The sequence below is a fragment of the Nostocoides sp. HKS02 genome (genome assembly GCF_009707485.1).
GTDB lineage: Bacteria > Actinomycetota > Actinomycetes > Actinomycetales > Dermatophilaceae > Pedococcus.
Window position 1 is genome coordinate 2,572,343 of sequence record NZ_CP046121.1, and the last position, 25,337, is coordinate 2,597,679.

Here is a 25,337-nt window from a genome sequence, read left to right on the forward strand (position 1 = left end):
CCCCGATACCGGGTGCCCCGGAACTGGAGGCACGGCGGCCGCGGCGGCCGCCGCCAGAACCGAAGGAGCCCCTCATGGACCACATCGACGCTACCGACACTCGTGCCGACGTCCGCGCCTACGGCGCCGCTCGGCGACCCCGACTGGACCGCACCTGGCGCAGCACGACCCTCTCCGCGGCGGCCCTCCTGACAGGTCTGGCCCTCGCTGCGGCACCGGCGATCTCTGCGTCGGCCCGCCCCGACAAGGGTGCGGCCGAGCGCCCGATCCCGGCGAGGGTCGTGCCAGTGTCCGTTGGCCGGATCGGCGGCCAGGTCGTCCGCTGCAACGACCATGAAGGCGAGCTGGGCGGCGCCGGTGCCAAGGCACCCCTCACGCTGCCGGCCATCACCACCTGTGCCACGCCGAACGCTGCCACCCCGACCGCCACCCCGGTGAAGCCGGCGTGGGTGCGCCAGCTCGAACACGAACTGCTGAGGTGAGTCAGCCGTACACCGGGACGATCAGCCCTTCATCATGAGCTGACCGGACGGAATCGTCAGCCCCGGCAGCGCGTGCGGTGCGATCGCCAGGAACACCCCGAGGCCCAGGAGAAGCGCCGCGGTGGCGTAGGTGAGGCCGCGCCGCCACGGCAGGGTCTTCTCGACGGCGATGATCACGGCCACCAACGCCATCCACGTCACGCTCATCACCCCGAGCGCGAACAGTGACGCCATCAGCGCCCAGCAGCACCCGACGCACCAGGCCCCGTTGCGGGCGCCCATCCTGAGCGCGCCGGTACGCCCGCCTCGCCACGAGCCGAGGAGTGCTCCGAGGGGGCTGCGACACTTGCTGAGGCACACGTTCTTCAACGGGGTGACCTCGTACGCGGCGGCGACGAAGAGCGTCGCGGCGGCCACGGCCCCGCCGGCGTGGTCCCAGCTGAGGGTGTCCCCGAACACGGCGGCGGCGCCGACCCCGACCAGATAGGCGACCAGGCCCGCACCGGCCCAGCTGAGCAGGTAGCCCCCGGCAAACAGCCACGGCGCAAGCGGTGAGGCTTCCTTGGTGACCCGCGTGTACAACGCGATCGTCGGCGCGACCGACGGGAACATCATCGCCGCCATCATGACGACCCAGATACCCAGGAACCACCCGACACTGCCCAGGCTGGTCCACGGTCCTGCGTCCATCCCCTGCATCTCACGCGCCGCCCAGACCCAGCCGAGCGCGGCGGTCACGACAAGGGCGACGACGAGACCGAGTCGAGCGCGGACGGCGGCGTATGCCGGCGCCAGCTCAGTCACGCGGCCAGTCATGCGGCCAGTCACGCGGCCGGTCATGCAGCCCAGGAGAACTCGGACGTCGACAACCCGGTCTTGCCTTCGTAGGAGATGCCGAAAGCGTTGATGCGAGTGCGCTGTGCCTCGGCCATCGTGAGGTTCGACCCCACCGGGTGGAACATGCCCTGGAACCGCACCGGCTCACCGCTCTCCACGCCGAACGGCACGATGTCCTCGATCTCGAAGTCGATCGAGTCCCCGACGCGGACGCTGTGGAGCAGCCCGTCATCGGTCACCTCGATCGTGGCGCGCTCGACACCGACGACCTCGCCGACCAGCGGAGCGAGCGCACCCATCGGGCCGCCCAGCTGCCCTCCGAACAGCTTGACCAGCTGGTCGAGCTGTTCGTCGCTGGCCCCGTCGTCGACATACACACCGAGCCGCCAGTTGCCCTGCGTCATCACCTTGGGGGTGTCTGCGATGAGGACGACCTTGCGTCCCGCGATGTCAGTGCCCTCGATGTCACCTTCACGGATGTTGAACACCAACGTGACCCGGCAGAAGTCGTACGTCGCGCCGTGGTCCAGAGAGAGATTGCACGGACACATCAGCTCGCACGAGCAGGTCTCCACGTAGCTACCGGTCAGATTCCACGCCATGGCCCCGGCCCCTTCCTCGACTTCACCCAGTGTTGCCATCGACCCTGGAGCCGTCAACGAGCCGAAACCCCACCGAATCACCGCAATCGTGACTACGCCGTACGCAAGGGCGCCCCGACGGCGTGGAGGTGCCTGATCACCTCGGCATACGAGGCGAACAGTGAGGTCTCGAGGTACGGCACCTCGTGCTCGGCACACAGGTCCTTCACGATGGCCTGCGCTCGACCCAGGTTGGCCCGAGGCATGCTGGGGAAGAGGTGGTGCTCGATCTGGTAGTTGAGGCCGCCGAGCGCCAGGTCCGTGACCACGCCCCCACGGACGTTCCGCGACGTCAGTACCTGACGCAGGAAGGGGTCGGCCTGCTCGGCTCCGCTGAGCACCGGCATGCCCTTGTGGTTCGGCGCGAACGACAACCCGAGGTAGAGGCCCCGCAGACCCTGGTGGATGGCGACGAACGCGAGCGCCTGGACCCACGTCATCGTCATCGCCAGGAGCGACAGGTACAGCACCGTGTGCAGGCCGATGAGGGACAGCTCCACCGCGCGATGGCGTATGCCGGGCCGGGCGAGGGCCCTGATGCCTGCGACATACAGGTTGGCCGACTCGAGCAGCAGCATCGGGAAGAACAGCCACGCCTGGTTGCGGGTGACGAACGCCTGGGTCCCGCGGCGAGTCACGGCGTGGCTGACGTCGAAGGCCAGCACGCCGGGGCGCACGTCCGGGTCGCTCTCGAGGTCGTTGGGGTGGGCGTGGTGCGCGTTGTGCTTGGCCATCCACCACCCGTAGCTGAGCCCGCTGAGCAGGTTCGCGTGCACGAGGCCCAGCACCAGGCACACCCGTCTGTCATGGGAGACCTGCCGGTGGGCGATGTCGTGCCCGAGGAACCCGATCTGCGCGGAGACCACCGCGAGCACCGGCGCCGCCATGAGGAGCCACCAGGAGTCCTGCCAGCGCACCAGGGCAGCCACGGTGACAGCGAGGACGCCCATGGTGCCGGCCCACAGGACGAGGTACGGGCCGGGCCGCCGGCGCAAGAGCCCGGCGGCTCGCACCCGGGCCAGGGCAACGCCGTACAGGGCGGCGGGCGGACGTGAGACTGCGACGGCGGGGTGGGCGGTCAACGTGGACTCCTGGGGCGGTGATGCGCCGCCGGGTCCTGGGCAGCCTGACCGTCTCACTGTACGCGGCAGGCCGCCTAGAAGGACATGGGTGCGGTGTCGTAGAAGTTGGTGAAGTCGTTCTGGCCGTTCAGGTCGACCCAGGCGCTGGTCGCACCGGGCAGGAGGAGCTCCTGGACGTTCGCGTTCCCGTTCCCCAGTGCATCGGTCGTCAGGGTCCCGTCGATCCCCTGGCAGTCCGAGTTGTCGGGCAACAGCTGGATCAGCCTGATGGTGTACGCGGTGTTGGGTCGTGCGCCCTTGACGGCGACCGACGCTGCCAGCTTGCCTGTTGCGGTCCGGGTGACCGCCGCGAACCCCTGGGCCGGCGCGAATACGGGCGGGATCACCGTGGCGTCACAACTCCTGTTGGTCTGCGTGAGCGGCACCTTCTGGCTGGGCGTGGCGGCGGCGCCTGCTGACGGCGTCCCCAGCGCCAGCACCGCCGCCAGGCCCGCCGCCGACGCGCCGAGGATCCGAGCATTCCTGTTCCGAATGGTGCGCGTCATGATGCGACTCCCTGCGCTCAACCAGCCGCCCTGCGTGGCTGACTTCCATGGTTCTCGCTCGCCTGCGGCGTCGGTATCGGAAGAACGGCCACGAGCGTCTACGTCATCGGCCGGACAGCCGCCCCCGACGGATGCGCCAACTGGCCGTTGCGCTCGGCGCCAGCCAGGACTACACCGTTGCCTATCAGTGTCTCTCGGGCCGCCCCCACCACTGACGGCCCGTCTGGCGAACGACCACCTCTATCGTTCGGAGAGAGCATGAATCACACGATGTATCGGGCCTTCGGGCTCGTCGGCGGCCTCGCGCTCGCCACGACCGGCGGGCTCGCGCTCGCTACGACGGGCGGGCTCGCCACCGCGGTCGCACCTTCCAGCACAGCATCCGGATCAGCGATCCACCCCACCGTTGCCGAGTACCAGCAGCTGACCACCTCGACGACCCCGCCGACCGAGGCCCAGTGCGCGTCCGTGGGCCGGCGGTGCTTCACACCGCAGTCGACCCGCGCGGCATACCACGTCCAACCGCTGCTCGACAGCGGCAAGGACGGGCGCGGGATCACGATCGCGATCGTCGACGCCTACGGCAGCGACACCATGGCCAATGACCTGCACGTCTACAACCAGGCGTTCGGCCTTCCGCCCATGTGCGGCGAGGCGGGGGTCACCTGTGCCCCCGGGATGCCGACCTTCAGCGAGCTCCACCTCCAGGGGTCGCCCGCGACCAAGGCTCCGCCGCCCACGAGCCACGGCACCGGTCAGGAGGCCAAGTCCGCCTGGGCCATCGAGGTGGCGCTCGATGTCGAGACCGCGCACTCCATGGCGCCCGGCGCGAACATCCTGCTGGTGACGACCCCGACGGCCGAGACCCTCGGGGTGCAGGGCTTCCCGCAGATGATGGCCGCCGAGCAGTACGTCGTCGACCACGGACTCGCCCAGGTCATCTCCCAGAGCTTCGCCTCTGCCGAGGACGCTTTCGGCAGCCCGCAGTCGTTGCAGCAGCTGCGTCACGCCTTCATCTCCGCCTCGCAGCATGGCGTGACCGTTTTGGGATCCTCGGGTGACTTCGGCAGCGCGAACGTCAAGAAGTCGCCCGTCGGCGGCCCGAACCCGCAACCGACGATCCCGTTCCCGACCGTGGAGTGGCCGGCCTCCGACCCGCTCGTCACGGGCGTGGGCGGAACGTACCTGTGCACCGACCCGCTGGCCACCACCGGCCGGGTCGTCGACAGCACCTCACCCCCGGCCAAGTGCCGGGCGTTCCCCGGTGTCGCCGAGGTCGGGTGGACCTTCTCAGGCGGCGGCTTCAGCCACGTCTTCGCCAAGCCGAGCTACCAGAACACCCTGCCCCTCGGGAGCACTCCCATCGGGTCGATGCGAGGCGTCCCCGACGTCGCGCTGCAGGCCAGCTCCGGCACCGGTGCCCTGATCTACCTCAGCCTGCCACCGGCCGGCCTGAGGCGGGTTGAGCTGTGGCTCTGCGCCCTGCAGCACCGGTTGGTACGACATCGGCGGAACGTCGCTGTCGTGCCCGCAGTGGGCTGGGCTCGTGGCCATCGCCGACCAGCTCAACGGCGGCGGTCTCGGCCTGATCAACCCGGGCCTGTACAAGATCGGCGCGAGCCCCACCCGGTATGCCGCGGACTTCCACGACGTGACCACGGGCAACAACACCACGAGCTCGACGGTTTCCGGCTACCCGGCCGGCCCCGGCTGGGACCCGGTGACGGGACTCGGCACGCCGGACGCCACGGTGTTGCTCCCTGACCTGGTCAGCGCCGTCCACGGAAGCTGACCCTCGCTCGAGCGGTCTGCCGCGTGACGGGCGGCGGACCGCTCCGCAGCTGTCGGACCGAGGGTGATGCCAGCGCGCCCAGGGTCGCCAGGCCGATGAGTACGGCGCAGCCGGTGAGGACGGGGCGCACGCCATGGGTCAGCTGGGCCAGTGGCCCCACGGTGGCCTCGCCGAGCGGAATCGCGAGGAACGAGCCCAGCGCGTCATAGGAGTAGACCCGGGCCAGCCGCTCGGCGGGCACGTTCTCCTGCAGGGACACGTCCCAGGCGACCGTGAACTGCTCGATCGCAAAACCCAGGAGCACCATGGCCACTGCGACGACGGCGAAGACTGGGACGTACGCGAGGGCCAGCAATGGCAGGACGTTCACGAAGCACAGCAGCACCCCCCAGCGCAACGCCCGGTGCGGTTGCCACCGGAGCGCCACGGCTCCGCCGAGCAGCAGGCCACCGTTGAGCGCGGCCAGCGCGAGCCCCCACTGGGCGCGCCCGAAGGTGTCGTCGGCAACCACCGGGCCGAGCACCACCATCGAGCCCTGGAAACAGGCGTTGACCACGCAGTACTGGGCGACCACGACCACCACCCACTGCCTGGACCGGAACTCGCCCCACCCCGCCCGCAGCTCCTCGAGCACGGACGACGAGCTGGGCGTGCGCGGTGCGGCGACCCCGATGCGTGTGAAGCACACGGCGGCCACGGCAAACGATGCGGCATCGGCCGCCAGGCCCCACCCGGGGCCGGCGACAGCGACGAGTGACCCACCCGCGGCTGCGCCCCCGATGAGCGCCGTCGTGACACCCATCCGTGCCAGGGCATTGGCCTGCCGCAACAGCGTGGGCGGCACGGTCTGCGGTATCAGCGCCGCGGTAGCGGGAAAGCCCAGCCCCGCGGCCAGCCCGTTGACCACGCTCAGGGCGGCAAGAAGCGGCACACTCGCCGTACCGGTCAGCACCAGGACGGCCACGAGGCCCTGCGTGATCGCGGCAAGGCCCTGCGATCCCGCGAGGATGAGGTGCCGCGGCCACCGGTCCGCCACGACCCCGCCGAACAGCAGCACCGCCACGTTGGCGATCGAGCGCGCGGCGACGACCAGTCCCAGGGCAGCAACCGAGCCGGTCAGGTCGAGGACCGCGAACCCGAGCGCGATTGGCGCGACAGCGTTGCCCAGCGAGGTCGTGGTGCGGCCCACGAAGAGCCACCTGAAGGACCGCGCGCGCAGGGGCCCCGGGACGGCCACCGGGTGGCGTCGCATTCGGACCATCCCCCGATCGACGAAATTTCGTCACACGGTAGGCGATCGGGATGCGCAGCGCAGAGTTTCAGCCCAACGTTTCAGCCCAACGTCTCAGCCCAACGTCACGGTCGCGGTCATTCCATGCGACCGTCCCAGGACCAGCGAGGAAACGGCACCTCGTCGGGCACGTCCGCCGCGGACCGTGGGTAGCCGGCCATGCGCGTGGTCGACCACGCGAAGTAGTCGTGGAGGACGGTCCGGAGCGGGTCCGCGGTGAACCCCACATCGGCCAGGGCCTGGTCGAAGCACGCGACCGCGCGCCGGTCCATCTCCTCGTGCTGCCCGTTGCCGCTGTGCAGCCGCAGGACCTCGGCCTCGTCACCAAAGGCATCGGAGTATGCCGGTGGGCCGCCCAGTGACTCGGCCCAGTACGCGGCAAGGCGTTCGGTGTGGTCGGCGCGAAATCCGTGGCTGAAGGCATGCGCAACCACCTCGTCGGCCATGACCCGGGCATGCCAGGCCGCGGCCAGCCGAAGCAGGCCCGCGTCACCCCCGGCAGCGTCGTACACGGACTGCATGGCCCAAGGATGCCAGCAGTCCCCTTGTCGAACGGATAGCGTTGGCGATCTCGGGGACAATCACGCACAAGGAGGCCCTGGAACCATGCACGAACTCCGGCGCTTCGCGGCATACCGCCAGACTGCGCACGCCCGCGAGCTTCGCGGGTGGAGCGCCGCGCTCGGGGACGGCTCGTGACGAACCTGCCCGTGGTCGGGGCGAGCTTGGGCGCAACGCTCTTCTTCGCCCTCTCGACTGCCCTGAAGCACCGCAGTGCCACGACGTTGGCACCCTCGCGAGGCACCGAGGGAGCCGCCCGCCTGGCCCACTTCTTCGTCGCCACGCTCAGTCACCGCTGGTGGATCGCGGGCCTGATCGCCGACGCCGGCGGCCTCGGGCTCCAGGCGTTCGCGCTGCACATCGGTGAGGTCTCTGTTGTCCAGCCGCTGCTGGTCACCGCGCTGCTCTTCTCGCTGATCCTCAGCCACCGTGTCTCCGGGACCCGGATGACGCCCGCCGAGCTGCGCTGGGGTGGGGTCCTCGTGGCCGCCCTCGTGGGGTTCCTCGTGATCTCCGGCGCTGCCACCAACCACTCCCCCACGCGGAGGCGGACCGGTGGCCGGCGTTCTGGACGGGCGTCGGTGCCGCGGCAGTGGCGGCGATCTGCCTGGCCGTCGCCCGCCGTCTACCGCACGGACAACGTGCGGCACTCATCGGCGTCGCCGTCGGCACCGTCTACGCCTGCACGGCCGTGCTCATCAAGGCGGTCACGAACATCGCCACCGACCATGGACTCGTCGACGCGCTTGTTCAGCTGGCAGCTGCCGGTCCTGATCGTGGCGGGGGCGGGAGGAATCCTGCTGGCCCAGGTGGCGTTCCGTTCCGGGCCACTGACCGCCAGCCTGCCCGCGATGGCCAGCCTCGACCCCCTGCTCAGCGTCGCTCTGGGCATCATCGTCTACGACGAGCACCTGCGCGGGGGCACCGGCCCGGTGGCGGGCGAGATCCTCAGCCTGGCCGCGCTCGCCGCGGCGGCGATCGCCCTCAGCAGGATCCCGGCGGCGCAGGACGGTTCCGCCCTGCCCGAGCTGTAGGCCGCCACCGCCCGACCGAGGTTAGTGCTCCAACGAGCTCGGGTCCGCTGGGACATCGACCGCATGCGCCCGAAGGGCGTCGATCGGCACGATGTCGAGCACCAGCCGATTGGTCGCCGCGAGGACGACCGGGGCGGCCACGCCGTCGCGGTAGGCGCGACCCCAGTTCAGCGCCGTGACGCACCACCGGTCGCCGGGGACGAGCCCGGGAAACCCGTACTCGGGTCTGGGCGTCGAGAGGTCGTTGCCGATCCCGCGCTGGTGCTCGAGGAACTCGCTGGTGACAACCGCACAGATGGTGTGGCTCCCGAGGTCCTCCGGCCCGCTGCTGCAGCACCCGTCCCGGAAGAAGCCGGTCATCGGGTCGGTGCCGCAGGGTTCCAGCTCGCCGCCGAGGACGTTGTGCTCTGCCATGGCCCCAGCATCGCGGTGCGGCGCACTCGTGACCAGCACCCTGGGCCGCGCGGGACTCAGCCATCTGGTCAGTCTTGCCACGGTTGACCCCCAGATGCTCACGATGGCGTCGATACTGCTCTGGTGATCGGCGACGCCTTCACCTCGGTGCTGTCCGCCGCCCAGCAGGGTGACGAGGCCGCGTTCGCGCGCCTGTGGCGAGACCTCAACCCCCCGCTCGTCCGATACCTCACCCTGGGGGGCGAGCCGGCTGAGGACGTCGCGGCCGAAACGTGGGCGACCGTGGTCAAGGGCCTGCGTCGCTTCAGGGGCGACGAGGCCGCATGGCGCGCCTGGGTGTTCACGACAGCCCGCCGACGCGCAGTCGATGCCGGGCGCCGCCGGGCCCGCGCCGAGCGGGTCGAGCTCGGTGCCTTGGCCTGGCCCGTCGAGCTGCTCGCCCGGGACGCTGCCGACGAGGCGCTCGAGCACCTGGACACGGCCGCTGCGCTGCGCCTCACGGCCCAGCTTCCGGCTCTCCAGGCGGAGGTGGTCATCCTGCGGGTCGTCGCCGGGTTGCCGGTCGAGCACGTCGCCAGGGTGGTGGGACGAAGCCCTGGCGCGGTTCGGGTGGCCACCCATCGCGGACTGCACCGGCTGGCCCTGATCCTCGAGCGACAGGGTGTAACGCGATCAGGTGCCGGTGCGCTTCGGGAGTGACATGGGATCGATGATGCACAACGGCGAGTCCGAAGCTCTGGAACGGTTTGTCGCGGCCATGACCGCGGACGCCCACCCGAGCGAGCTCAGCGGGTTCGACCGGCCGCTGGCGAGCTACCGCAGCGCCTTCCCCGTGTCACGCCCCTCACGCCCCACTGGTTGGAGAAGGTCAATGCTCTCGTCCCTGGTCGGCACCACCCTCGGTGCCACGATCGCTGGTGTCGCCGTCGCCCTCGGCGGGACCGCCGTGGTTGCGTACACCGCCGCGATTCCCCCCTCGGCGCACCAGAGCGTCCACGTGCCCGTCGGCACGCCCACGACCGAGACCGAGACGGACGCCACCGAGACCGCCACCGAGACCGCGGACGGCACGAAGACGTCCAGTGCATCCGGCTCCGCCACCCCGGTGGGTCCGGACGCCACGGGTCCAGCCGCCTTCGGCCTGTGCACCGCGTGGACCCACCACCAGTCCTCGCCCGGTGCATCCAAGGATTCCGTGGCCTTCAAGAACCTCGCGACGGCCGCCGGAGGCGAGGGCAACATCGCGGCATACTGCGCCACGATCACGCACCCCGGCACGACCTCGCACCCCACCGCGAAGGCCACCAGCCATCCCGGCGCCACGTCGCACCGCAACGGCAAGGGCAAGGGCAAGGGCAAGCCGTCATCGCACCCCACGGGCAAGCCCAGCACGGTGCCCCCCACGCCCGCGCACTAACCCCCGGAGGGGTTCGGCAGCCGCGTTACGCAGACTGGCGGAGGGCGGCTACAGCCGGCAGGTCGTCGAACCCGACGAACACCGCGGTGTCGCAGGCCGCGCAGCAGAACCCGCCCTGGGCTTCGTCGAGCACGGGCAGCAGGATCTGCTCGGCATCACACTCGTCGCACCACGCCTGAACCGCGTGGAGCAGCAGTACGTCGGTGAGGTTCTCCATGTCTCGAGAGTGACACGGGCCACCGACAGCCTCGCGCAACCACGCCGAAGCCCCGCGACTGCTCAGCCGGGGACGATCCACATGAGCAGCGTGACGAACCCGACGACCGCACAGATCACGAACAGCACCGCCAGCCCCGCCGCGATGACCACGGCGGCATCGAACCCGCCGCTCGGCTTGCCGGCGTCCACGGCGACCGACGCGTCCGACGCATCGGCGCTGGACGGCTGCTCGGCACGACGCCGCAGGGCGTCCACCCGCTTGTTGCCCTCGTGCTCGCGCACCGACCGTGGCAGGCTGCGCCACATCTCGGCGAAGTGGTCGTGGTGGCGTTCGCGCCACGCCTCGACGGCGTCGTCCACGTCGTGGCCGCGCCGGGTCGTGCCGAACCACGCGGCACCTGCCGAGGGCAGGTCGCGCATGGCATAGAGCACCTCACCGAGCAGCTCGAGCGCCTCGGCGTCGTAGTCGCCCGCGAGGTGTCCCACGAGCCGGTCACGGGCCTTCCACTCGCGCCCCGCCGCGATGTCCGCGCGCGCACGCTGGACGGCGGGACTGCTGGTCGGCCGCTCGGTCTCCTCGCTCACACCGGCGAGTATGCCGCGTGGCCGCGAGGTCGCCCCCGCGGCCACGCGCTCGTGGTCCGGCTCGGTGGACAACTCAGGCGACGGGGAGCCGCGCCTCGTCGGCGGTCTCAGCGGGGATCTGATCGCGGCGGGTCACGCTCAGGTAGATCACCGTGGCGAGGATCGCGCCGAGGAACAGCAGGCTGGTCCACATGGTGCCCAGGCCGATGCCGCCTTCGGAGGGGTCGGAGCCGAAGTAGTCCCCGAGGTTGGCCCCCAGCGGGCGGGTCAGGATGTAGGCCACCCAGAAGCACAGCACCGGGCCAGCACCGAGGCGCCAGGCCAGCGCGGTGAGCGCGATCAGACCCGCGGGCAGCAGCACGGAGGGGCCGGGTCCCCATCCGGTGAGGTCGAGCGTCCAGTCGCCGGCGGCGGTGCCCAGCGCGAAGGTCACGAGGACCGTGAGCCAGTAGAAGGCCTCGCGGGGCACGGTGACGATCGAGTGGATGGACAGGGTGTGCTCGCGGGCGTACCAGGTGCCGAAGACTGCGACGAGCAGTCCGGTGAACACCGACGTGCTCAGCCACAGGGGCACACCCAGACCGTCGGTCAGGTTGTCGGTCAGCAAGGTGCCCACGACGCTGATGAGCACGACCACGGTCCAGTAGACGACGGGGACGTACCGACGGAGCCGGAACTGTGCGACGAGAGCCACCGCGAGGGCCGCGCTGAACACGATCGTGGTGGTCGTCAGGCCGAAGCCCAGGGTGGTGTTGAGGTAGTCGGCCAGGCTCTCGCCGACGGTGGTGCACAGGATCTTGATCAGCCAGAAGAAGATCGTGACTTCCGGGACCTTGTTGAGCAGGAGGGCGGAGGCAGCAGTCGCGGTGGGGCGACTGGCCGTGGTCGTGGCAGACATGGAACTTCCTTGCGGTCGGCGGTGCTGACGCGTCGGCCAGGCTCGGTCCCTCATTCCTAGGGGGTCGGTCTGAACCTCGCCTGAACGGCGGCTGTACGCAGGACCGGGGACGGGCGGCCGAAAGTCCCCTCCACGTGGCGCATGCCACAGAAGGCTTGCAATCGTTACTGGTCAGTAGCACCATGGATGTTACCGGCCAGTACGAGGCCACCGACCAGACCGTCACGACGCGGAGGTTCCCAGCCATGGGCCACTACAAGAGCAACCTGCGAGACCTGGAGTTCAACCTCTTCGAGGTGTTCGGGCGCCAGGACGTGCTGGGCCACGGCCCGTACGCCGAGGTCGACGCCGACACCGCGCGCGAGATGCTCAAGGAGGTCTCGCGGCTCGCCGAGAACGAGCTGGCCGAGTCCTTCGCCGACGCGGACCGCAACCCACCGGTCTATGACCCCAAGACCTACTCGGTGACGATGCCCGAGTCGTTCAAGAAGAGCTACCGGTCCTACGTCGACTCCGGCTTCTGGGGCGTGGACGTGCCCGGAGAGCTCGATGGCACCGTGGTCCCGCCCAGCCTGAAGTGGGCGATGAACGAGATGGTCTTGGGTGCCAACCCTGCCGTCGCCATGTTCGCGGCCGGATACTCCTTCGGCAAGCTCCTCTACATCCTCGGCAACGACGAGCAGAAGAAGCTGGCCCGCTGGATCATCGAAAAGGGCTGGCACTGCACCATGGTCCTGACCGAGCCCGACGCCGGGTCGGACGTCGGCGCGGGCCGGACCAAGGCGACCGAGAACGCCGACGGCACCTGGAACATCACCGGCGTCAAGCGGTTCATCACCTCCGGCGAGTCCGACATGGTCGACAACGTCGTGCACTTCGTGCTCGCGCGCCCTGAGGGCGCCGGCGCCGGCACGAAGGGGCTGTCGCTTGTTCATCGTCCCGAAGTTCCACGTCGACCTCGAGACCGGTGAGCTCGGCGAGCGCAACGGCGCATACGTCACCAACCTCGAGCACAAGATGGGCCTCAAGGTCTCCACCACCTGCGAGATCACCTTCGGCGACAAGGAACCCGCCGTCGGCACCCTGCTCGGCGACACCCACGACGGCATCGCGCAGATGTTCCGCGTCATCGAGCACGCCCGCATGCTCGTCGGCACCAAGGCCATCTCGACGCTCTCGACGGCATACCTCAACGCCCGCGACTACGCCAAGGAACGCGTCCAGGGTGCCGACCTGACCCAGATGACCGACAAGGAGGCGCCGCGCGTCACCATCACGCACCACCCGGACGTGCGCCGTTCCCTCATCACCCAGAAGGCGTATGCCGAGGGGCTGCGCGCGCTGGTCATCTACACCGCCACGCAGCAGGACATCGTCGACCAGGCGTTCCTCGAGAGCGGTACGGAGCAGCTCGAGAAGGACAGCCCGGCCGAGATGGCCAACCGGGTCAACGACCTGCTGCTGCCCATCGTCAAGGGCGTCGGGTCGGAGCGCGCCTGGGTGCTGCTCGGCACCGAGTCGCTGCAGACGCTGGGTGGCTCGGGCTTCCTCCAGGACTACCCGATCGAGCAGTACATCCGCGACGCCAAGATCGACACGCTCTACGAGGGCACGACCGCGGTGCAGGGCCTCGACTTCTTCTTCCGCAAGATCATTCGCGACAAGGCCCAGGCGCTGTCACACCTCGCGATGCAGATCCAGGAGTTCGCCAAGGCCGATGACGGCACGACGTTCCTGCGCACCGAGCGCGAGCTGCTCGGCAAGGGGCTCGAGGACGTGCAGGGCATCCTCGGCTACATGGTGGGCGAGCTCATGAAGTCCGACCCGCGTCAGGAGGGCGGTGACCTGACCAACCTCTACAAGGTCGGCCAGAACACCTCGCGACTGCTGCTCGCGGCGGGCGACCTGGTCATCGGCTGGCTGCTGCTGCGCCAGGCCGAGGTGGCGCAGGCGGCCCTCACGGCCGGCGATGTCTCCGCGAAGACCATCACCCAGAAGGACGTGGACTTCTACGAGGGCAAGGTCGCCGCGGCCTCGTTCTACGCGCGCAACGTCCTGCCCAAGATCGCGGCCGAGCGCCAGATCGCCGAGGCGACCGACAACTCGCTCATGGACATCCCGGAGTCCGCCTTCTGAGCCACTGCTGATCCTCTGACAAGACGGAAGGTCGCTGCCCGACGTGGGCAGCGACCTTCCGTTGTGTGGCTGTACTGGCGACCCGAGGCGGGTCAGAGGTCCCGATGGTCGACGTCGACCTCGTCCACGCGCGTGCCGGTGGCCGGGTCGGTGTGGCTGACCCGACGCGAGGAGTAGCCCCCGCCGACCGCGCGACGGGTGACGACCAGCGAGAGGACGATGGCCAGCACGCCGGCGGCCATGCAGATCCAGCCGATGGCGTTGAGGTCGACAGAACCCAAGGACGCGTGGAGGGCGAAGGTCAGGATCGCCCCCACGACGATGAGGAAGATGCCCAGTCCGATGTACATGCTCACTCCTGTGATCGCGGGGTCGGGGAATGACCCGTTGACTCGACTGTAACGCTCGAAGGCCCTGACCTGCGGGAACGCGAGCACCGGATCGGCTCGCACAGCCGCCGCCGGGCCTTGTCTTGGGGTGCGAGGAGGCGAGTTGGTGCTGAGGTGTGGTGTGGTGTTGCCATTCGAACAGATGTTCGATAGTATGCGTGGTGTGGGGGTAGTTTTGGCGCAGTGGCGACCGGTCGCTGGGGGTGCGACCGGCGAGGCGCTGCGCACGGTGCACCGGGCCTTGGATCGGGCCTTGGATCGGGCCTCGGACGAGGTCGTGGCAGTGCCAGACGGCACGGATCCGAGGCGCCTCATCGGCGAGGTGGACCGCGCCATCACGCGACTCCAGTCCCTGCGCCTCGACCTCGTGCGCGCGGCCGACCGTGCCCACGTCTCGGCCGCATCGGGCGCGTCGGGGACCGCCGCCTGGCTTGCGTCTGCGACCCGGGCCGACACCGCTTCCGCCGCACGCGACGTCAAGCTCGCGACGGCCCTCAGCGACACGCTCCCGGCTACCCGAGAGGCGCTCGCGCAGGGCACCGTCTCCACGGCGCACGCCCAGGTCATCGCGACGGCGACGGGTCGGTTGCCCCAGTCGCTGACCGACCGCGAGCGCTCGACCATCGAGGTGGCGCTGGTCGAGCGCGCCAAGCTGGTCGACCCCGGGACTCTGCGCAAGGCGGCGCGGCGCGCGCTCGCGGCCGCGGAGCGGAGTCAGGCCGAGGTCGACGCCGACGAGGACGAGGTCGTGCGGTCCGAGGAGGACCGCGCCCTGGCTCGCACCCGGCTCTCCTGGCATGACAACCGCGACGGCACCCTGAGCGGCCACTTCACGGTCCCGATCCTGGCCGGGCACATGCTGGTCAAGGTGATCCAACAGATGGCGTCACCGCGCCGCTTCGCCCAGCGCGCGGCACAAGCTGCCCGCAACGACGCAGCCTCCCGCGGCGAGACCCTCACGACCACCGGCACGCGCGATCGGGTGTGGGAGGCGTTCCGCACCGACTCCGACGACTGGGCGCACCGGTACGGATCGGCGTTCGCCGAGCTGCTCGAGCACCTGCCCACCGATCGGCTCTCGGGCAAGGTCAACGCCACCGTCCTGGTCACCATGGACGCCGACACGCTCCGAGACCAGGGTCGGGCCAAGGTCTCCGAGACTGACGTGGGCACCGTCCTCAGCGCGGGGCAGGCCCGCCGCCTCGCGTGCTCCGCCGGACTGGTGCCGCTGGTGCTGGGCGGTGCCTCGCACCCACTGGACCTCGGTCGCGCCGGTCGCTTCTTCACCGAGCACCAACGCACCGCGCTGGCCGCCCGCTACACCGCCTGCGCGGCCGACACGTGCGACCGGCCGTACGCCTGGACCGAACTCCACCACGAGAATCCATGGTCCGCGGGCGGCGCGACCGACCTGCACCTCGCCGTGCCGTTGTGCGGGCACCACCACCGACTGATCCACCACGCTGGGTTCGACCATCGCATCGCCACCGACCCGCGAGGCGTCAAGTCCGTCACGTTCCATCGGCGACCATGATCGGCGGCGATGTCGGGGTGCGCGGGTCAGACCCCGCGCAGGTCGAGCGTGAGCTCGTCGGGCGCGCCGTCGACGAGGACCACGGGGATGCCCCAGTCCTGCTGGTACAGGTGGCAGGCGGCGTGCTCGGGCACCTCGCCGGTCTCGGGGTCACCGTCGCACGATGCCGCCTGCACCGACACGTGCAGCACTCCGTCGCCGGCAGCAGGGTCCAGCGTCAGCGTGCGACTCAGACCCTGGGCACTTCCGGCCCCGTCGCGCAGCAGGGCCTCGGGGGTGGCCGAGACCATGAGCCGGGTCGGATCACCCCAGCGGTAGTCGAGCTTCTGACCAGTCGGCGGCGTGAACGATACGTTCAGGGTGACCGCGCCCGGCGACAGCTCGGTGCGGGGGCGTTGGGTTCGGTGCGTCAACCCGTCGACGCGCTGGGCCTTGTCGGGCAAGGCGATTCGCACCAGCTGGTGCGCCGCGGACTCGACCACGACGAGCCGAGCGCGCCCGGTCTCGTCGAGCTCGACCACGGCATCAGAGGGCTCGCGCAGCCCCGCTGCCAGGGTGCTCAGCTCACGGGCGAGCGGGTCGAACCGGCGGATCGCGCCGTTGTACGTGTCGCTCACCGCCACGGACGCGTCCGGCAGCACCGTCACGCCGAGCGGATGCTGCAGCAGCGCCTGGTCGGCCGCCCCGTCACGGTGGCCGAAGTCGAAAAGACCTTGTCCCACGTGGGTTTCCACGACGAAACCCGCGTCCGTGACGTCCAGGGAGCGCAGCGCCGAGGTCTCCGAGTCGGCGATCCACAGCCGCGAGCCGTCCGGCGAGACTGCCAGCCCCGACGGCTGGGCGAACCACGCCTCGTCAGCGGCGCCGTCGCGGATCCCCTCGGCCGAGGTGCCACCGAGCACCGCGACCGTGTTGTCCCGCGAGTCCGTGGCCAAGTGCAACGCCCACAGCTGGTGGACCCCCGCCATGGCGATGACCACCCGGTCGATGAACCACGCGACATCCCAGGGGGTCGACAGGTCCTGCTTCAGGGCAGGGCCGCCGCCGGAGCGTTCGCGCAGCTGCCGACCGGTGCCCGCCAGCACGGTCCACGACCCGTCCGCCAGCCGAAGCCCCTTGACCTGGTGGTGGACCGAGTCGGCGACGACCACGTCGTACCCCACTCGGGCCGCCGTCTGCGCCGGCAGCACCAGCACCCCCTGGGGCTCGGCCAACACCTCCGGGCCACCGAACCGCTCGCGCTCGGTCACGAGGTCGGGCTCGAGCCAGACGATCTCGTGGTGTGCGGTGTCCGACACGAGAAACGACCCGTCCGGCAGGACAGCCGCCTTGCCCGGGAACCGCAGCGCCGTCTGCGCAGGTGCCGGGGCGGCATACGGCGAGTCGCCGACCCGCAAGGTGCCCTTGGCGCGGTGCTCCTCGATGAGCTCCTCGACCAGCACGGACAGGCCGTGCGCATGACCCTCGCCGGACATCGACGCGACGATGTAGCCCTCGGGGTCGATGACCACAAGTGTCGGCCATGCCCGGGCGGTGTACGCCTGCCACGTCACGAGCTCGGGATCGTCGAGGACGGGGTGGTGGACGGCATACCGCTCGACGGCGGCGGCCAGCGCGACGGGATCGGCCTCGTGCTCGAACTTGGGCGAGTGGACGCCGACCAGGACCAGCGACTCGGCGTACTTCTTCTGCAGCGGCCGCAACTCGTCGAGGACGTGCAGACAGTTCACGCAGCAGAACGTCCAGAAGTCGAGGACCACGATCCGCCCGCGCAGGTCGGCTAGCGAGATCGCGCGACCCCCGGTGTTCAGCCAGCCGCGGCCGACCAGCTCGGGAGCCCGCAGCCGGGTCACCGCACGGGTCGAGGCGGTCACAGCCGGCGGTCCTGCAGCACGGGGAACTGCTCACGCCAGGTCGCCACAGCACTCATGTCGACCTCAACGCTGAGCACCTGCTCGGCAGTCCCGGCCATCGCCAGCGATTCGCCGGTCGCCGAGACCACCTGGGAGTGGCCGCCCATCTCGGTGCCCGCATGGGTGCCCGCGGTGTTGCAGGCGATGACGACGCACTGGTCCTCGATGGCGCGCGCGTGCGCGAGCAGGGTCCAGTGCCGCACGCGCGCGGCGGGCCACGCTGCGGGGATGATGAAGGCCGTGGCCCCCGCATCGACCTGCCGCCGGTACAGCTCGGGGAACCTCAGGTCGTAGCAGGTGGACAGCCCGGCCCGCCCAGCCGCGTCCGGCAGGTCGACGAGCACGACGTCCTCGCCGGCGTCCATGAGGGCCGGCTCGCCCGCGCCGAACCCGAACCGGTGGATCTTGCGGTATGCCGCGACGAGACGTCCGTCGGCGGCATACACGAGCGAGGTGTTCCAGAGGCCGCGGCCGTCGGAGCCCACCTCGCCGGACGACGGCCGCTCGACGATCGAGCCGGCGTGGAGCATGACCTGGGCGTCGCGTGCCGCGGCCGACATAGCGGCGCCGATCGGGCCGTCGACCGGCTGGGCACGATCGGCCCACTCGCGGTAGGAGAAGCCGCCGGGAGCCCACAGCTCAGGGAGCACGACGAGGTCGTGGCCCGCCTGCGCGCGAACCAGGTCGGCGACCCGGGAGATCCGAGCCTCCATGGACTCGTCGTCGCCGTACGCGACCTGGACGACTGCAACCCGCATGACTCAGCCCCTCCGCTCGGAACGCTTCTTCAGCTGTGCCAAGTGTGCGTTGTAGGCGAGGAGGTCGGCATCCCCGTCACGGTCGGCCTGACGGTCACTGCGGCGGGTCTCGGCCCGGTCGGACCGCACCCACCCGATCGCGACCAGCAGGGTCAGCGCGAGGGTGGGGGCCTCACCGATCCCCCAGGCGATCGCTCCCGCTTCGCGCTGGTCCTTCAGCACGTCGGTCATCCACGACAGGTGGAGCACGTCGAAGAAGCCCGGGGCCAGCACCGTGGTGCTGCCGGTCATGACGACCCCGAAGAACGCGTGGAACGACATCGTGGCGAACAGCACCACGAGCAGCATCAACGGCGGCCACTTCTTCGGGCCGGGGTCGATCCCGATGAGGACCCACGCGAACAGGTACCCGGTCAGGAGGAAGTGGATCAGCATCAGCACGTGGCCGGTGTGGGTGCGCAGGGCGAGCTCGAACAAGGGCGAGAAGTAGAAGATCGCCAGGCTGAAGAAGAACAGCGCGGCGGCGACGACCGGGTTCGACAGGACGCGCAGCGCCCGCGAATGGACGACCTGCAGCAGGACCTCGCGAGGCCCCCACGTCTTGTCCTGCCGCGCCGGCAGCGTGCGCAGTGCCAGGAGGATCGGGGCGGCCGGCACGAGCAGCAGCGGCACCAGCATCGCCACGACCATGTGCATGACCATGTGGGCCGAGAACAGCACGGCGCCGTAGACGGCAGGGGCGCCGCAGGTGGCGTAGACGAACACCGCCCAGCCGAGCACCCAGAGGATCGGACGGTGCACCGGCCACGCGTCACCACGGCGCCGAAGGCGGACGATCCCCGCGACGTAGAGCCCGACCGCCACCACGGCCACGCCCAGCCACAGCCAGTCCGTGCGCCACGTGGTGAACCACGACGAGGCGATCAAGGGCGGCGGCGCCGGGTAGCCGGTCAGCGAGAAGGCGACAGAGGCGTCCGGCACCGGCGAGTCGGGCACCGGCGGTGCGCTTCGAGCGAGCGCGACGGCAGTCCCGGTCGCCACACCCATCACCGCGAGCTCCGCCACGACGAGCCGCACGAACGGTCGCGCCGCGCCGTCCTGCCCGAGCCGAGGAAGGAGGGCCCGACGGTGGCGCCACCCGGCATACCCGAGGGCCAGGAGCGCGGCGGTCTTGATGAGCAGGAGCGCGCCGTAGCGGGTGGCCAGGTCGCCCCACCCGTCGATGCGGACCGTCGCGCTCAGCAGCCCCGACAGAGCGACAGCACCGAAGCACCACCCCGCCAGCACCGAGAACCGCTGGGCGGTAGGCCCGAGGTCGCGGCCCAGCTGTGGTCGCATCATGACCAGGGCCAGCAGGCCGCCGACCCAGACGGCCACAGCGACGAGGTGCACGGCGAGGGCGTTGACTGCGGTCGCGTGCGCGGCGGTGCCCGCGGCGTGGCCGCTCAGCGCCTGGGGCAGGAGCCCCACGACGGACAGCCCGCACAGCCACGCCATCGCGACCCGTCCGCGGGCCACCACCGCGCCGATCGACACCAGGGCCGCTGCGCCGGCGGTGATCACGACCACGCGGGTCGGTTCAAGGGACCAGGCGAACGTGGTGAACTGCCGCCCGAACGCCGGGTCGGACAGCGGTATGCCGATCAGGTCGGCCATCTCGAGCACGGCGCCCGCGGCGGCCGCAAGGGCCCACAGCCCGGCGGTGAGCGCCGCCAGACGGGTCGCCGTCACGCGCCGGTTCGTGCGCGTGGTCTCGGGCATGAGAAACGCCGCGTGCACGAGAAGCCCGATCGTCGCCGCAGCGGCCAGGTCGTGGATGACCTTGGCGTACAGCAGACCCCACCGGACGACGGCGCCCGGGTCGCCGATGGCGGGTGCGGCCGCCGCCTGGCCCAGCACGGCGGCCAAGGGAAGAGCAACCAGCGCAGCACCCACCAGCACCCCCACGGGGGGTCGGGCCGGCGACGCGGAGGGGAGGCTCATGGGGACAAGCGTAAGTAGGGTGGGGTCATGCCCCTGCATCCGGCAGCCCCGGAAGACCTCGTTGGACTCGTCTCTGCCTACCAGCAGACCGTCCAGGCGGTGGTTGACCTCGGACGCTCGTGCACCGACAAGGACTTCGACCTGCCGACGGCGTGCCCCGGTTGGACGGTGAAGGACCAGATCTCGCACGTCGTCGGGCTGGAGTCGTGGCTGCACACCGGTGACATCCCCCGAGTCAGCGTGCCGAACTACGAGCACATCCGCACCGAGGCGGGGCGGTTCGTCGAGCGGGCCGTGGAGCAGCGTCGGACCATGGTCGGGAGCAAGGTCGTCGACGAGCTCGAGGTCATCGCCCGCAAGCGGGTCGAGCAGTTCAGCGCACCGGATATGACCCTCGAGACCGTCGTCCGCGGAGCGTGGGGGCCGGCCCCGGCCGGCGAGAGCCTGCGCACCCGGATCCTCGACATCTGGACCCACGAACAGGACATCCGCCAGGCCGTGAGCCGCCCGGGCAACCTCGACTCGGGTGGGGCCGCGGTGTTCATGGACGTGCTGTTCGCCCAGCTGCCCAAGCTCGTGGCCCGCAACGCCGGGATCGAGCCCGGCAACGTGGTCATCTTCGACGTGACCGGCCCGGTGATGGGTCGCGCCGGGGTCTGGGTCGAAGAAGGCGAGGGCGATGGCAAGCCCCGCGGCATACCGCTCTTCTCCGGCGTGGCCCACGACGGCGACCCGCGCGACGTGTTCACCACCATCACGCTCTCGACCGATGCCCTGACCCGTCGAGCGGCGGGGCGCGGCGCCGTCGACGACATCCACTTCACGGTCCACGGCGACGAGGCGGTCGCGCGCCGCGTGCTGGAGAACCTCGTCTTCGTGCCCTGACGGGGCACCCCCGGAGTCCTTGGTTGCGCGATACAAGCATCTCGTGATATTTGTATGCAGCAAGCAAACTTCCGTCCCTGAGGTTCCCATGTCTCCTCACCACCTCGACCGCGAGACGGCCGAGCGTGTCAGCTTCGGCCTGATCCGGCTGATGAAGCTGATGCAGGCCATGCGCCAGCACGCTCCTCGGATCCACCCGGCGGTGGACGCCACCGCCTACCCGATCCTGTTCAACCTCGCCGCAGAGCCGCGGCGGGTGTCGGTCCTCGCCGACTGCATCCACTCCGACGTCTCGACGGTCAGCCGCCAGGTGAGCACCCTCGTCGGGCACGGACTGCTGGAGAAGGTCAGCGACCCCGACGACGGTCGGGCCCAAGTGGTCCGGCTCAGCACGGAGGGCCAGACCCTGCTGGCCACCATCGCCCAGCAACGGACCGAGTGGTTCCGCACCCTCATGGGCGACTGGACCGCTCAGGAGGCCAGCGACTTCGCCGACCACCTCGAGCGCTTCGGCACGGCCTTGGAGACCTCACGGGAGCAGCCGTTCGCACGACGCTCGGCTGAACCAACCCCCACCCCCACACCGACAACCCACTGAACTCACCGGAGAACTGACATGGCAGCCACCGCGCCCGCACGGCCCGACGGACCGCTCACGCACCGACAGATCGTGACGATCCTGGTCGGACTCATGATGGGCATGTTCCTCGCAGCCCTCGACCAGACGATCGTCGCCACCGCGATCCGCACCATCGCCGACGACCTGAAAGGCCTCGACCAGCAGGCCTGGGCCACGACGGCATACCTGATCACCTCGACGATCGTCACCCCGCTCTACGGCAAGCTGTCCGACATCTACGGTCGCAAGAAGTTCTTCTCGACCGCCATCACGATCTTCGTCGTGGGCTCGATCCTGTGCACGTTCGCCACGTCCATGCTCCAGCTGGCGTTCTTCCGCGCCTTCCAGGGCCTGGGCGCCGGTGGCCTCTTCTCGCTGGCGCTGGCGATCATCGGCGACATCGTGCCGCCGCGTGAGCGGGCTAAGTACCAGGGGTACTTCCTGGCTGTCTTCGGCACCTCGAGCGTCCTCGGCCCCGTGATCGGCGGCTTCCTCGCCGGCCAGAGCAGCATCCTCGGGATCACCGGGTGGCGCTGGGTCTTCCTCGTGAACGTGCCCATCGGCATCGCTGCCCTGCTCGTCGTCTCGCGCACCCTGCACCTGCAGCACACCCGGCTGGACCACCGCATCGACTGGTGGGGTGCCGTCACGCTGAGCATCGGCCTCGTGCCGCTGCTGCTCGTCGCCGAGCAGGGCCGCGACTGGGGCTGGGCCTCGGGACGCTCCCTGGTCTGCTTCGTCGTCGGCGGCCTGGGCGTGATCGCCTTCCTGCTGGTCGAGCGGGCGATGAAGGACGAGGCACTGCTGCCGCTCACCCTGTTCCAGGAGCGCACCGTCGCCGTCGCCTCCGGCGCCTCGGTGCTCATCGGTATGGCCATGTTCGGCGGCCTCGCGTCGCTGCCGCTCTACCTGCAGATCGTCAAGGGCGCCTCGCCCACGTCCGCGGGCCTGCTGCTGCTGCCGATGACCCTGGGCATCATGGGTGGCTCGATCATCTCGGGTCAGATCATCAGCCGCACGGGTCGGTACCGCCGGTTCCCGATCATCGGGTCGGCGCTGCTCATGATCGCGCTTGTTCGCGTTCCACTACGTGCACGCCGACACCCCACTGTGGGAGACGATGATCGTGATGGTCTTCTTCGGAGTCGGCCTCGGGTTCAACTTCCAGCCGCTCACGCTGGCCGTCCAGAATGCCGTCTCACCGCGCCTGATCGGGGTGGCCACCTCGTCGGCGACCTTCACCCGTCAGATCGGTGGCACGCTCGGCACCGCGATCTTCCTGTCGATCCTGTTCACCACGGTGCCCGGCAAGATCACCGCGGCGATGCAGAAGATCGTCCCGACCAAGGACTTCCAGACCGCTCTGCACGACCCGGCCAACGCGGCCTTCGCGAAGAGCTTCCAGGCGGCGCAGAGCAGTGGCGGATCCGGCGCGTCCGGCGGAGTGCTCCAGGACTCGTCGTTCCTGAACCACCTGGACCCGCGACTGGCCAAGCCGTTCCTGCAGGGCTTCTCGGACTCGATGGACCTGGTCTACCTCGTCGGAGCCGGGGTGATGGTGCTCGGCTTCCTCGTGATGCTGCTGCTGCCGCATGTCGAGCTGCGCGGCGGGTCGGCCTACTCCGAGCGCGGTGCAGCCGACAAGGCTGACGCCGACAAGGCTGACGCCGATGCCGCGGCGGCACTCCCGCCGGCGATCGGGCACTGAGCGGCCCAGCACCACCGACGACGAAGGCCCGCACCGAAAGGTGCGGGCCTTCGTCATGCGGTCGGGATGTCGTTCCTCAGCCCCAGACCAGACCCCGGGCCGGGTCGGCGAGGATCGCACCCACATCGGCGATGAACTTGCTGCCGAGCTCGCCGTCGACCAGGCGGTGGTCGAAGCTCAGCGCGAGCTGGGTCACCCAGCGGGGCTCGATCGACTCGGTGCCGTCGGCGCCCGTGACGACCCACGGCATACGCCGGATCGCCCCGAACGCCAGGATGGCGGACTCACCCGGGTTGATGATCGGCGTACCCGTGTCGACGCCGAAGACGCCGACGTTGGTGATCGTGATGGTGCCACCGGACATCTCCGCGGGCTGCGTACGCCCCTCGCGAGCCGTGGCAGTGAGCGAGCCGATGGCCTCGGCCAGCTCGCGCATCGACAGCTGCTCGGCATCCTTGATGTTCGGCACGATCAGCCCGCGCGGGGTGGCGGCGGCGATCCCGAGGTTGACGTAGTGCTTGACCACGATCTCCTGGTTGGCCTCGTCCCACGTCGCGTTGATCTCCGGGTGACGACGCACGGCGACGCACATCGCCTTGGCCAGCACCAGCAGCGGCGTGACCTTGACGTCCGCGAACTCGCGGTCCTTCTTCAGCCGCTCGACGAGCTCCATGGTGGCGGTCGCGTCGATGGTGACCCACTCGGTGACGTGCGGCGCCGTGAACGCGCTGCCGACCATCGCCTGGGCGGTCATCTTGCGGACGCCCTTGATGGGGATGCGGGTCTCGCGCTCGCCGCTGCGCTGCACCACGGGAGCCCGGTATGCCGGCTGCGTGGCCCCAGCGGCCCCAGCGGCCTCGGTCGACTCGGCGCCGGCGGCGCCGGTCGTGTGGGCTTCGACGTCGGCGCGGGTGATGATGCCGCCCTCGCCCGAGCCGGCCACCTGCGCGAGGTCGATACCGAGGTCCTTGGCGAGCTTGCGGACCGGCGGCTTGGCGAGCGCACGCGCGCCGCCCTCGCGGGCGACGGGCGCCGGTGCTGCGGGTGCCGGCGCTGCGGGTGCTGCGGGCGTGGGCGCTGCGGGCGCCGGTGCTGCGGGCGCTACGAGGTCGGCCGCGCCACCCTTTCGAGGCCGGCGCTTGGCCTCGGTCTGCTTGACGCCGTAACCGACGAGCACCGCGGTTCGGCCGGTCGACGTGGTGCCTCCGATCTTGCCTTCCTCGATCTCCTCCTCGGCCGCCGCAGCGCGGGCGGCGGCGACGAGCTTCGGGGCTGGCGAGCCCTCGATGCCCGGCTCGACCGCGCCGGCCGGCGGCGCGTCCTGCACCGAGGCCTCCACCGAGGCCTGCACGGATGCCGGGGCGCCGCCGCTGGTGTCCACGGCGATGATCGGGGTGCCCACCTCGACGGTGTCACCCTCGTTGACCAACAGGGACGTCACGGTGCCGGCGAAGGGCACCGGCAGCTCGACGAGCGACTTGGCCGTCTCGATCTCGACGACGATGTCGTTGACCTTGACCGTGTCGCCGACCTTGACGTTCCAGGTGACGATCTCGGCTTCGGTCAGCCCCTCGCCCGGGTCGGGAAGCTTGAACTCACGCACAGACACAGTGG

The 25,337-nt window shown here is 70.3% G+C and carries 24 protein-coding genes and 1 pseudogene; 10 read left to right on the forward strand and 15 right to left on the reverse strand.

All coding sequences use genetic code 11. The features are described from left to right. Nucleotides 1-74 precede the first annotated feature (74 nt). Nucleotides 75-482, forward strand: coding sequence for a hypothetical protein (locus GKE56_RS12385; protein ID WP_154684803.1), 408 nt, complete (start codon nucleotides 75-77; stop codon nucleotides 480-482). A 21-nt stretch (nucleotides 483-503) separates the two neighbouring features. Here the strand turns inward: GKE56_RS12385 and GKE56_RS12390 are convergent, their stop codons facing one another. The 4 genes from GKE56_RS12390 to GKE56_RS12405 all read right to left on the reverse strand — a co-directional run bounded on the left by GKE56_RS12390 (nucleotide 504) and on the right by GKE56_RS12405 (nucleotide 3,587). After that, nucleotides 504-1,286 (reverse strand): DUF2182 domain-containing protein, encoded by a 783-nt coding sequence (locus tag GKE56_RS12390; RefSeq protein ID WP_230208943.1) that lies wholly within the window; start codon nucleotides 1,284-1,286, stop codon nucleotides 504-506. Between the two features lie 32 nt (nucleotides 1,287-1,318). Beyond that, entirely contained in the window at nucleotides 1,319-1,921 is a 603-nt protein-coding gene (locus GKE56_RS12395) for a DUF1326 domain-containing protein (protein WP_154684805.1), read from the reverse strand. A gap of 92 nt (nucleotides 1,922-2,013) precedes the next feature. Beyond that, nucleotides 2,014-3,042, reverse strand: a complete 1,029-nt coding sequence (locus GKE56_RS12400) for an acyl-CoA desaturase (protein WP_230208944.1) — start codon at nucleotides 3,040-3,042, stop codon at nucleotides 2,014-2,016. Between the two features lie 74 nt (nucleotides 3,043-3,116). Further along, entirely contained in the window at nucleotides 3,117-3,587 is a 471-nt protein-coding gene (locus GKE56_RS12405; protein WP_154684806.1) for a hypothetical protein, read from the reverse strand. 258 nt (nucleotides 3,588-3,845) lie between these two features. Between GKE56_RS12405 and GKE56_RS12410 the strand changes: the two genes are divergently transcribed. Continuing rightward, nucleotides 3,846-5,351 carry a S53 family peptidase gene (locus GKE56_RS12410; RefSeq protein ID WP_154684807.1) on the forward strand — a complete coding sequence of 502 codons (1,506 nt, stop codon included), beginning with the start codon at nucleotides 3,846-3,848 and terminating at the stop codon, nucleotides 5,349-5,351. Between the two features lie 5 nt (nucleotides 5,352-5,356). Here GKE56_RS12410 and GKE56_RS12415 read toward each other — a convergent pair whose 3' ends face one another. Both GKE56_RS12415 and GKE56_RS12420 read right to left on the reverse strand, forming a co-directional pair. After that, entirely contained in the window at nucleotides 5,357-6,568 is a 1,212-nt protein-coding gene (locus GKE56_RS12415; protein ID WP_230208945.1) for an MFS transporter, read from the reverse strand. A 179-nt stretch (nucleotides 6,569-6,747) separates the two neighbouring features. Next, the gene (locus GKE56_RS12420) at nucleotides 6,748-7,191 is read right to left on the reverse strand and encodes a group II truncated hemoglobin (RefSeq protein WP_154684809.1); all 444 of its coding nucleotides are present in this window, start codon (nucleotides 7,189-7,191) and stop codon (nucleotides 6,748-6,750) included. Nucleotides 7,192-7,365: 174 nt separating this feature from the next. On the opposite strand from GKE56_RS12420, the gene GKE56_RS12425 reads away from it, so the two are divergent. Further along, nucleotides 7,366-8,265, forward strand: coding sequence for a DMT family transporter (locus GKE56_RS12425; protein WP_154684810.1), 900 nt, complete (start codon nucleotides 7,366-7,368; stop codon nucleotides 8,263-8,265). Nucleotides 8,266-8,286: 21 nt separating this feature from the next. On the opposite strand, the gene GKE56_RS12430 is transcribed toward GKE56_RS12425, so the two are convergent. Continuing rightward, the gene (locus GKE56_RS12430) at nucleotides 8,287-8,679 is read right to left on the reverse strand and encodes a DUF2237 family protein (protein ID WP_154684811.1); all 393 of its coding nucleotides are present in this window, start codon (nucleotides 8,677-8,679) and stop codon (nucleotides 8,287-8,289) included. Between the two features lie 123 nt (nucleotides 8,680-8,802). Here GKE56_RS12430 and GKE56_RS12435 point away from each other — a divergent pair, with 123 nt between their 5' ends. Then, complete coding sequence (locus tag GKE56_RS12435) at nucleotides 8,803-9,378, forward strand: RNA polymerase sigma factor (RefSeq protein ID WP_304650398.1); 576 nt, start codon at nucleotides 8,803-8,805, stop codon at nucleotides 9,376-9,378. Nucleotide 9,379: 1 nt separating this feature from the next. Next, nucleotides 9,380-10,096 (forward strand): hypothetical protein, encoded by a 717-nt coding sequence (locus GKE56_RS12440; protein WP_195908111.1) that lies wholly within the window; start codon nucleotides 9,380-9,382, stop codon nucleotides 10,094-10,096. A gap of 25 nt (nucleotides 10,097-10,121) precedes the next feature. Here GKE56_RS12440 and GKE56_RS12445 read toward each other — a convergent pair whose 3' ends face one another. From GKE56_RS12445 to GKE56_RS12455, 3 genes are all read right to left on the reverse strand, one after another. Continuing rightward, nucleotides 10,122-10,313, reverse strand: a complete 192-nt coding sequence (locus tag GKE56_RS12445; RefSeq protein WP_154684813.1) for a hypothetical protein — start codon at nucleotides 10,311-10,313, stop codon at nucleotides 10,122-10,124. Nucleotides 10,314-10,375: 62 nt separating this feature from the next. Beyond that, nucleotides 10,376-10,900: a DUF6584 family protein gene (locus tag GKE56_RS12450; RefSeq protein WP_154684814.1), complete on the reverse strand. Its 525-nt coding sequence runs from the start codon at nucleotides 10,898-10,900 to the stop codon at nucleotides 10,376-10,378. 73 nt (nucleotides 10,901-10,973) lie between these two features. Beyond that, nucleotides 10,974-11,798, reverse strand: a complete 825-nt coding sequence (locus GKE56_RS12455) for a hypothetical protein (RefSeq protein WP_154684815.1) — start codon at nucleotides 11,796-11,798, stop codon at nucleotides 10,974-10,976. Between the two features lie 245 nt (nucleotides 11,799-12,043). Here GKE56_RS12455 and GKE56_RS12460 point away from each other — a divergent pair. Then, nucleotides 12,044-13,934: pseudogene (locus tag GKE56_RS12460) on the forward strand (acyl-CoA dehydrogenase). 92 nt (nucleotides 13,935-14,026) lie between these two features. On the opposite strand, the gene GKE56_RS12465 reads toward GKE56_RS12460, so the two are convergent. Beyond that, entirely contained in the window at nucleotides 14,027-14,284 is a 258-nt protein-coding gene (locus GKE56_RS12465) for a DUF6458 family protein (protein WP_154684816.1), read from the reverse strand. A gap of 202 nt (nucleotides 14,285-14,486) precedes the next feature. Here GKE56_RS12465 and GKE56_RS12470 point away from each other — a divergent pair, with 202 nt between their 5' ends. Continuing rightward, a complete protein-coding gene (locus tag GKE56_RS12470) occupies nucleotides 14,487-15,857 on the forward strand; it encodes an HNH endonuclease signature motif containing protein (protein WP_195908112.1) in 1,371 nt (456 codons plus the stop codon). A gap of 26 nt (nucleotides 15,858-15,883) precedes the next feature. Here the strand turns inward: GKE56_RS12470 and GKE56_RS12475 are convergent, their stop codons facing one another. The 3 genes from GKE56_RS12475 to GKE56_RS12485 are packed head-to-tail and all read right to left on the reverse strand — an operon-like array spanning nucleotide 15,884 to nucleotide 20,511. After that, nucleotides 15,884-17,731: an NHL domain-containing thioredoxin family protein gene (locus GKE56_RS12475; protein WP_154684818.1), complete on the reverse strand. Its 1,848-nt coding sequence runs from the start codon at nucleotides 17,729-17,731 to the stop codon at nucleotides 15,884-15,886. Beyond that, on the reverse strand, nucleotides 17,728-18,528 hold the full coding sequence (locus GKE56_RS12480) for a nitrilase-related carbon-nitrogen hydrolase (protein ID WP_154684819.1): 801 nt from the start codon (nucleotides 18,526-18,528) through the stop codon (nucleotides 17,728-17,730). Before GKE56_RS12480 ends, GKE56_RS12475 begins: the two co-directional genes overlap by 4 nt. Before the next feature lie 3 nt (nucleotides 18,529-18,531). After that, nucleotides 18,532-20,511 (reverse strand): cytochrome c oxidase assembly protein, encoded by a 1,980-nt coding sequence (locus GKE56_RS12485; protein ID WP_154684820.1) that lies wholly within the window; start codon nucleotides 20,509-20,511, stop codon nucleotides 18,532-18,534. A 27-nt stretch (nucleotides 20,512-20,538) separates the two neighbouring features. Here GKE56_RS12485 and GKE56_RS12490 point away from each other — a divergent pair, with 27 nt between their 5' ends. The 3 genes from GKE56_RS12490 to GKE56_RS12500 all read left to right on the forward strand — a co-directional run bounded on the left by GKE56_RS12490 (nucleotide 20,539) and on the right by GKE56_RS12500 (nucleotide 23,665). Next, nucleotides 20,539-21,396 carry a maleylpyruvate isomerase family mycothiol-dependent enzyme gene (locus tag GKE56_RS12490; RefSeq protein ID WP_154684821.1) on the forward strand — a complete coding sequence of 286 codons (858 nt, stop codon included), beginning with the start codon at nucleotides 20,539-20,541 and terminating at the stop codon, nucleotides 21,394-21,396. Between the two features lie 88 nt (nucleotides 21,397-21,484). Continuing rightward, complete coding sequence (locus tag GKE56_RS12495) at nucleotides 21,485-21,994, forward strand: MarR family winged helix-turn-helix transcriptional regulator (RefSeq protein WP_154684822.1); 510 nt, start codon at nucleotides 21,485-21,487, stop codon at nucleotides 21,992-21,994. Nucleotides 21,995-22,012: 18 nt separating this feature from the next. Further along, a complete protein-coding gene (locus GKE56_RS12500; RefSeq protein WP_230208946.1) occupies nucleotides 22,013-23,665 on the forward strand; it encodes an MDR family MFS transporter in 1,653 nt (550 codons plus the stop codon). Nucleotides 23,666-23,799: 134 nt separating this feature from the next. Here the strand turns inward: GKE56_RS12500 and GKE56_RS12505 are convergent, their stop codons facing one another. Then, nucleotides 23,800-25,332 carry a dihydrolipoamide acetyltransferase family protein gene (locus GKE56_RS12505; protein WP_154684823.1) on the reverse strand — a complete coding sequence of 511 codons (1,533 nt, stop codon included), beginning with the start codon at nucleotides 25,330-25,332 and terminating at the stop codon, nucleotides 23,800-23,802. Nucleotides 25,333-25,337: the final 5 nt, after the last annotated feature.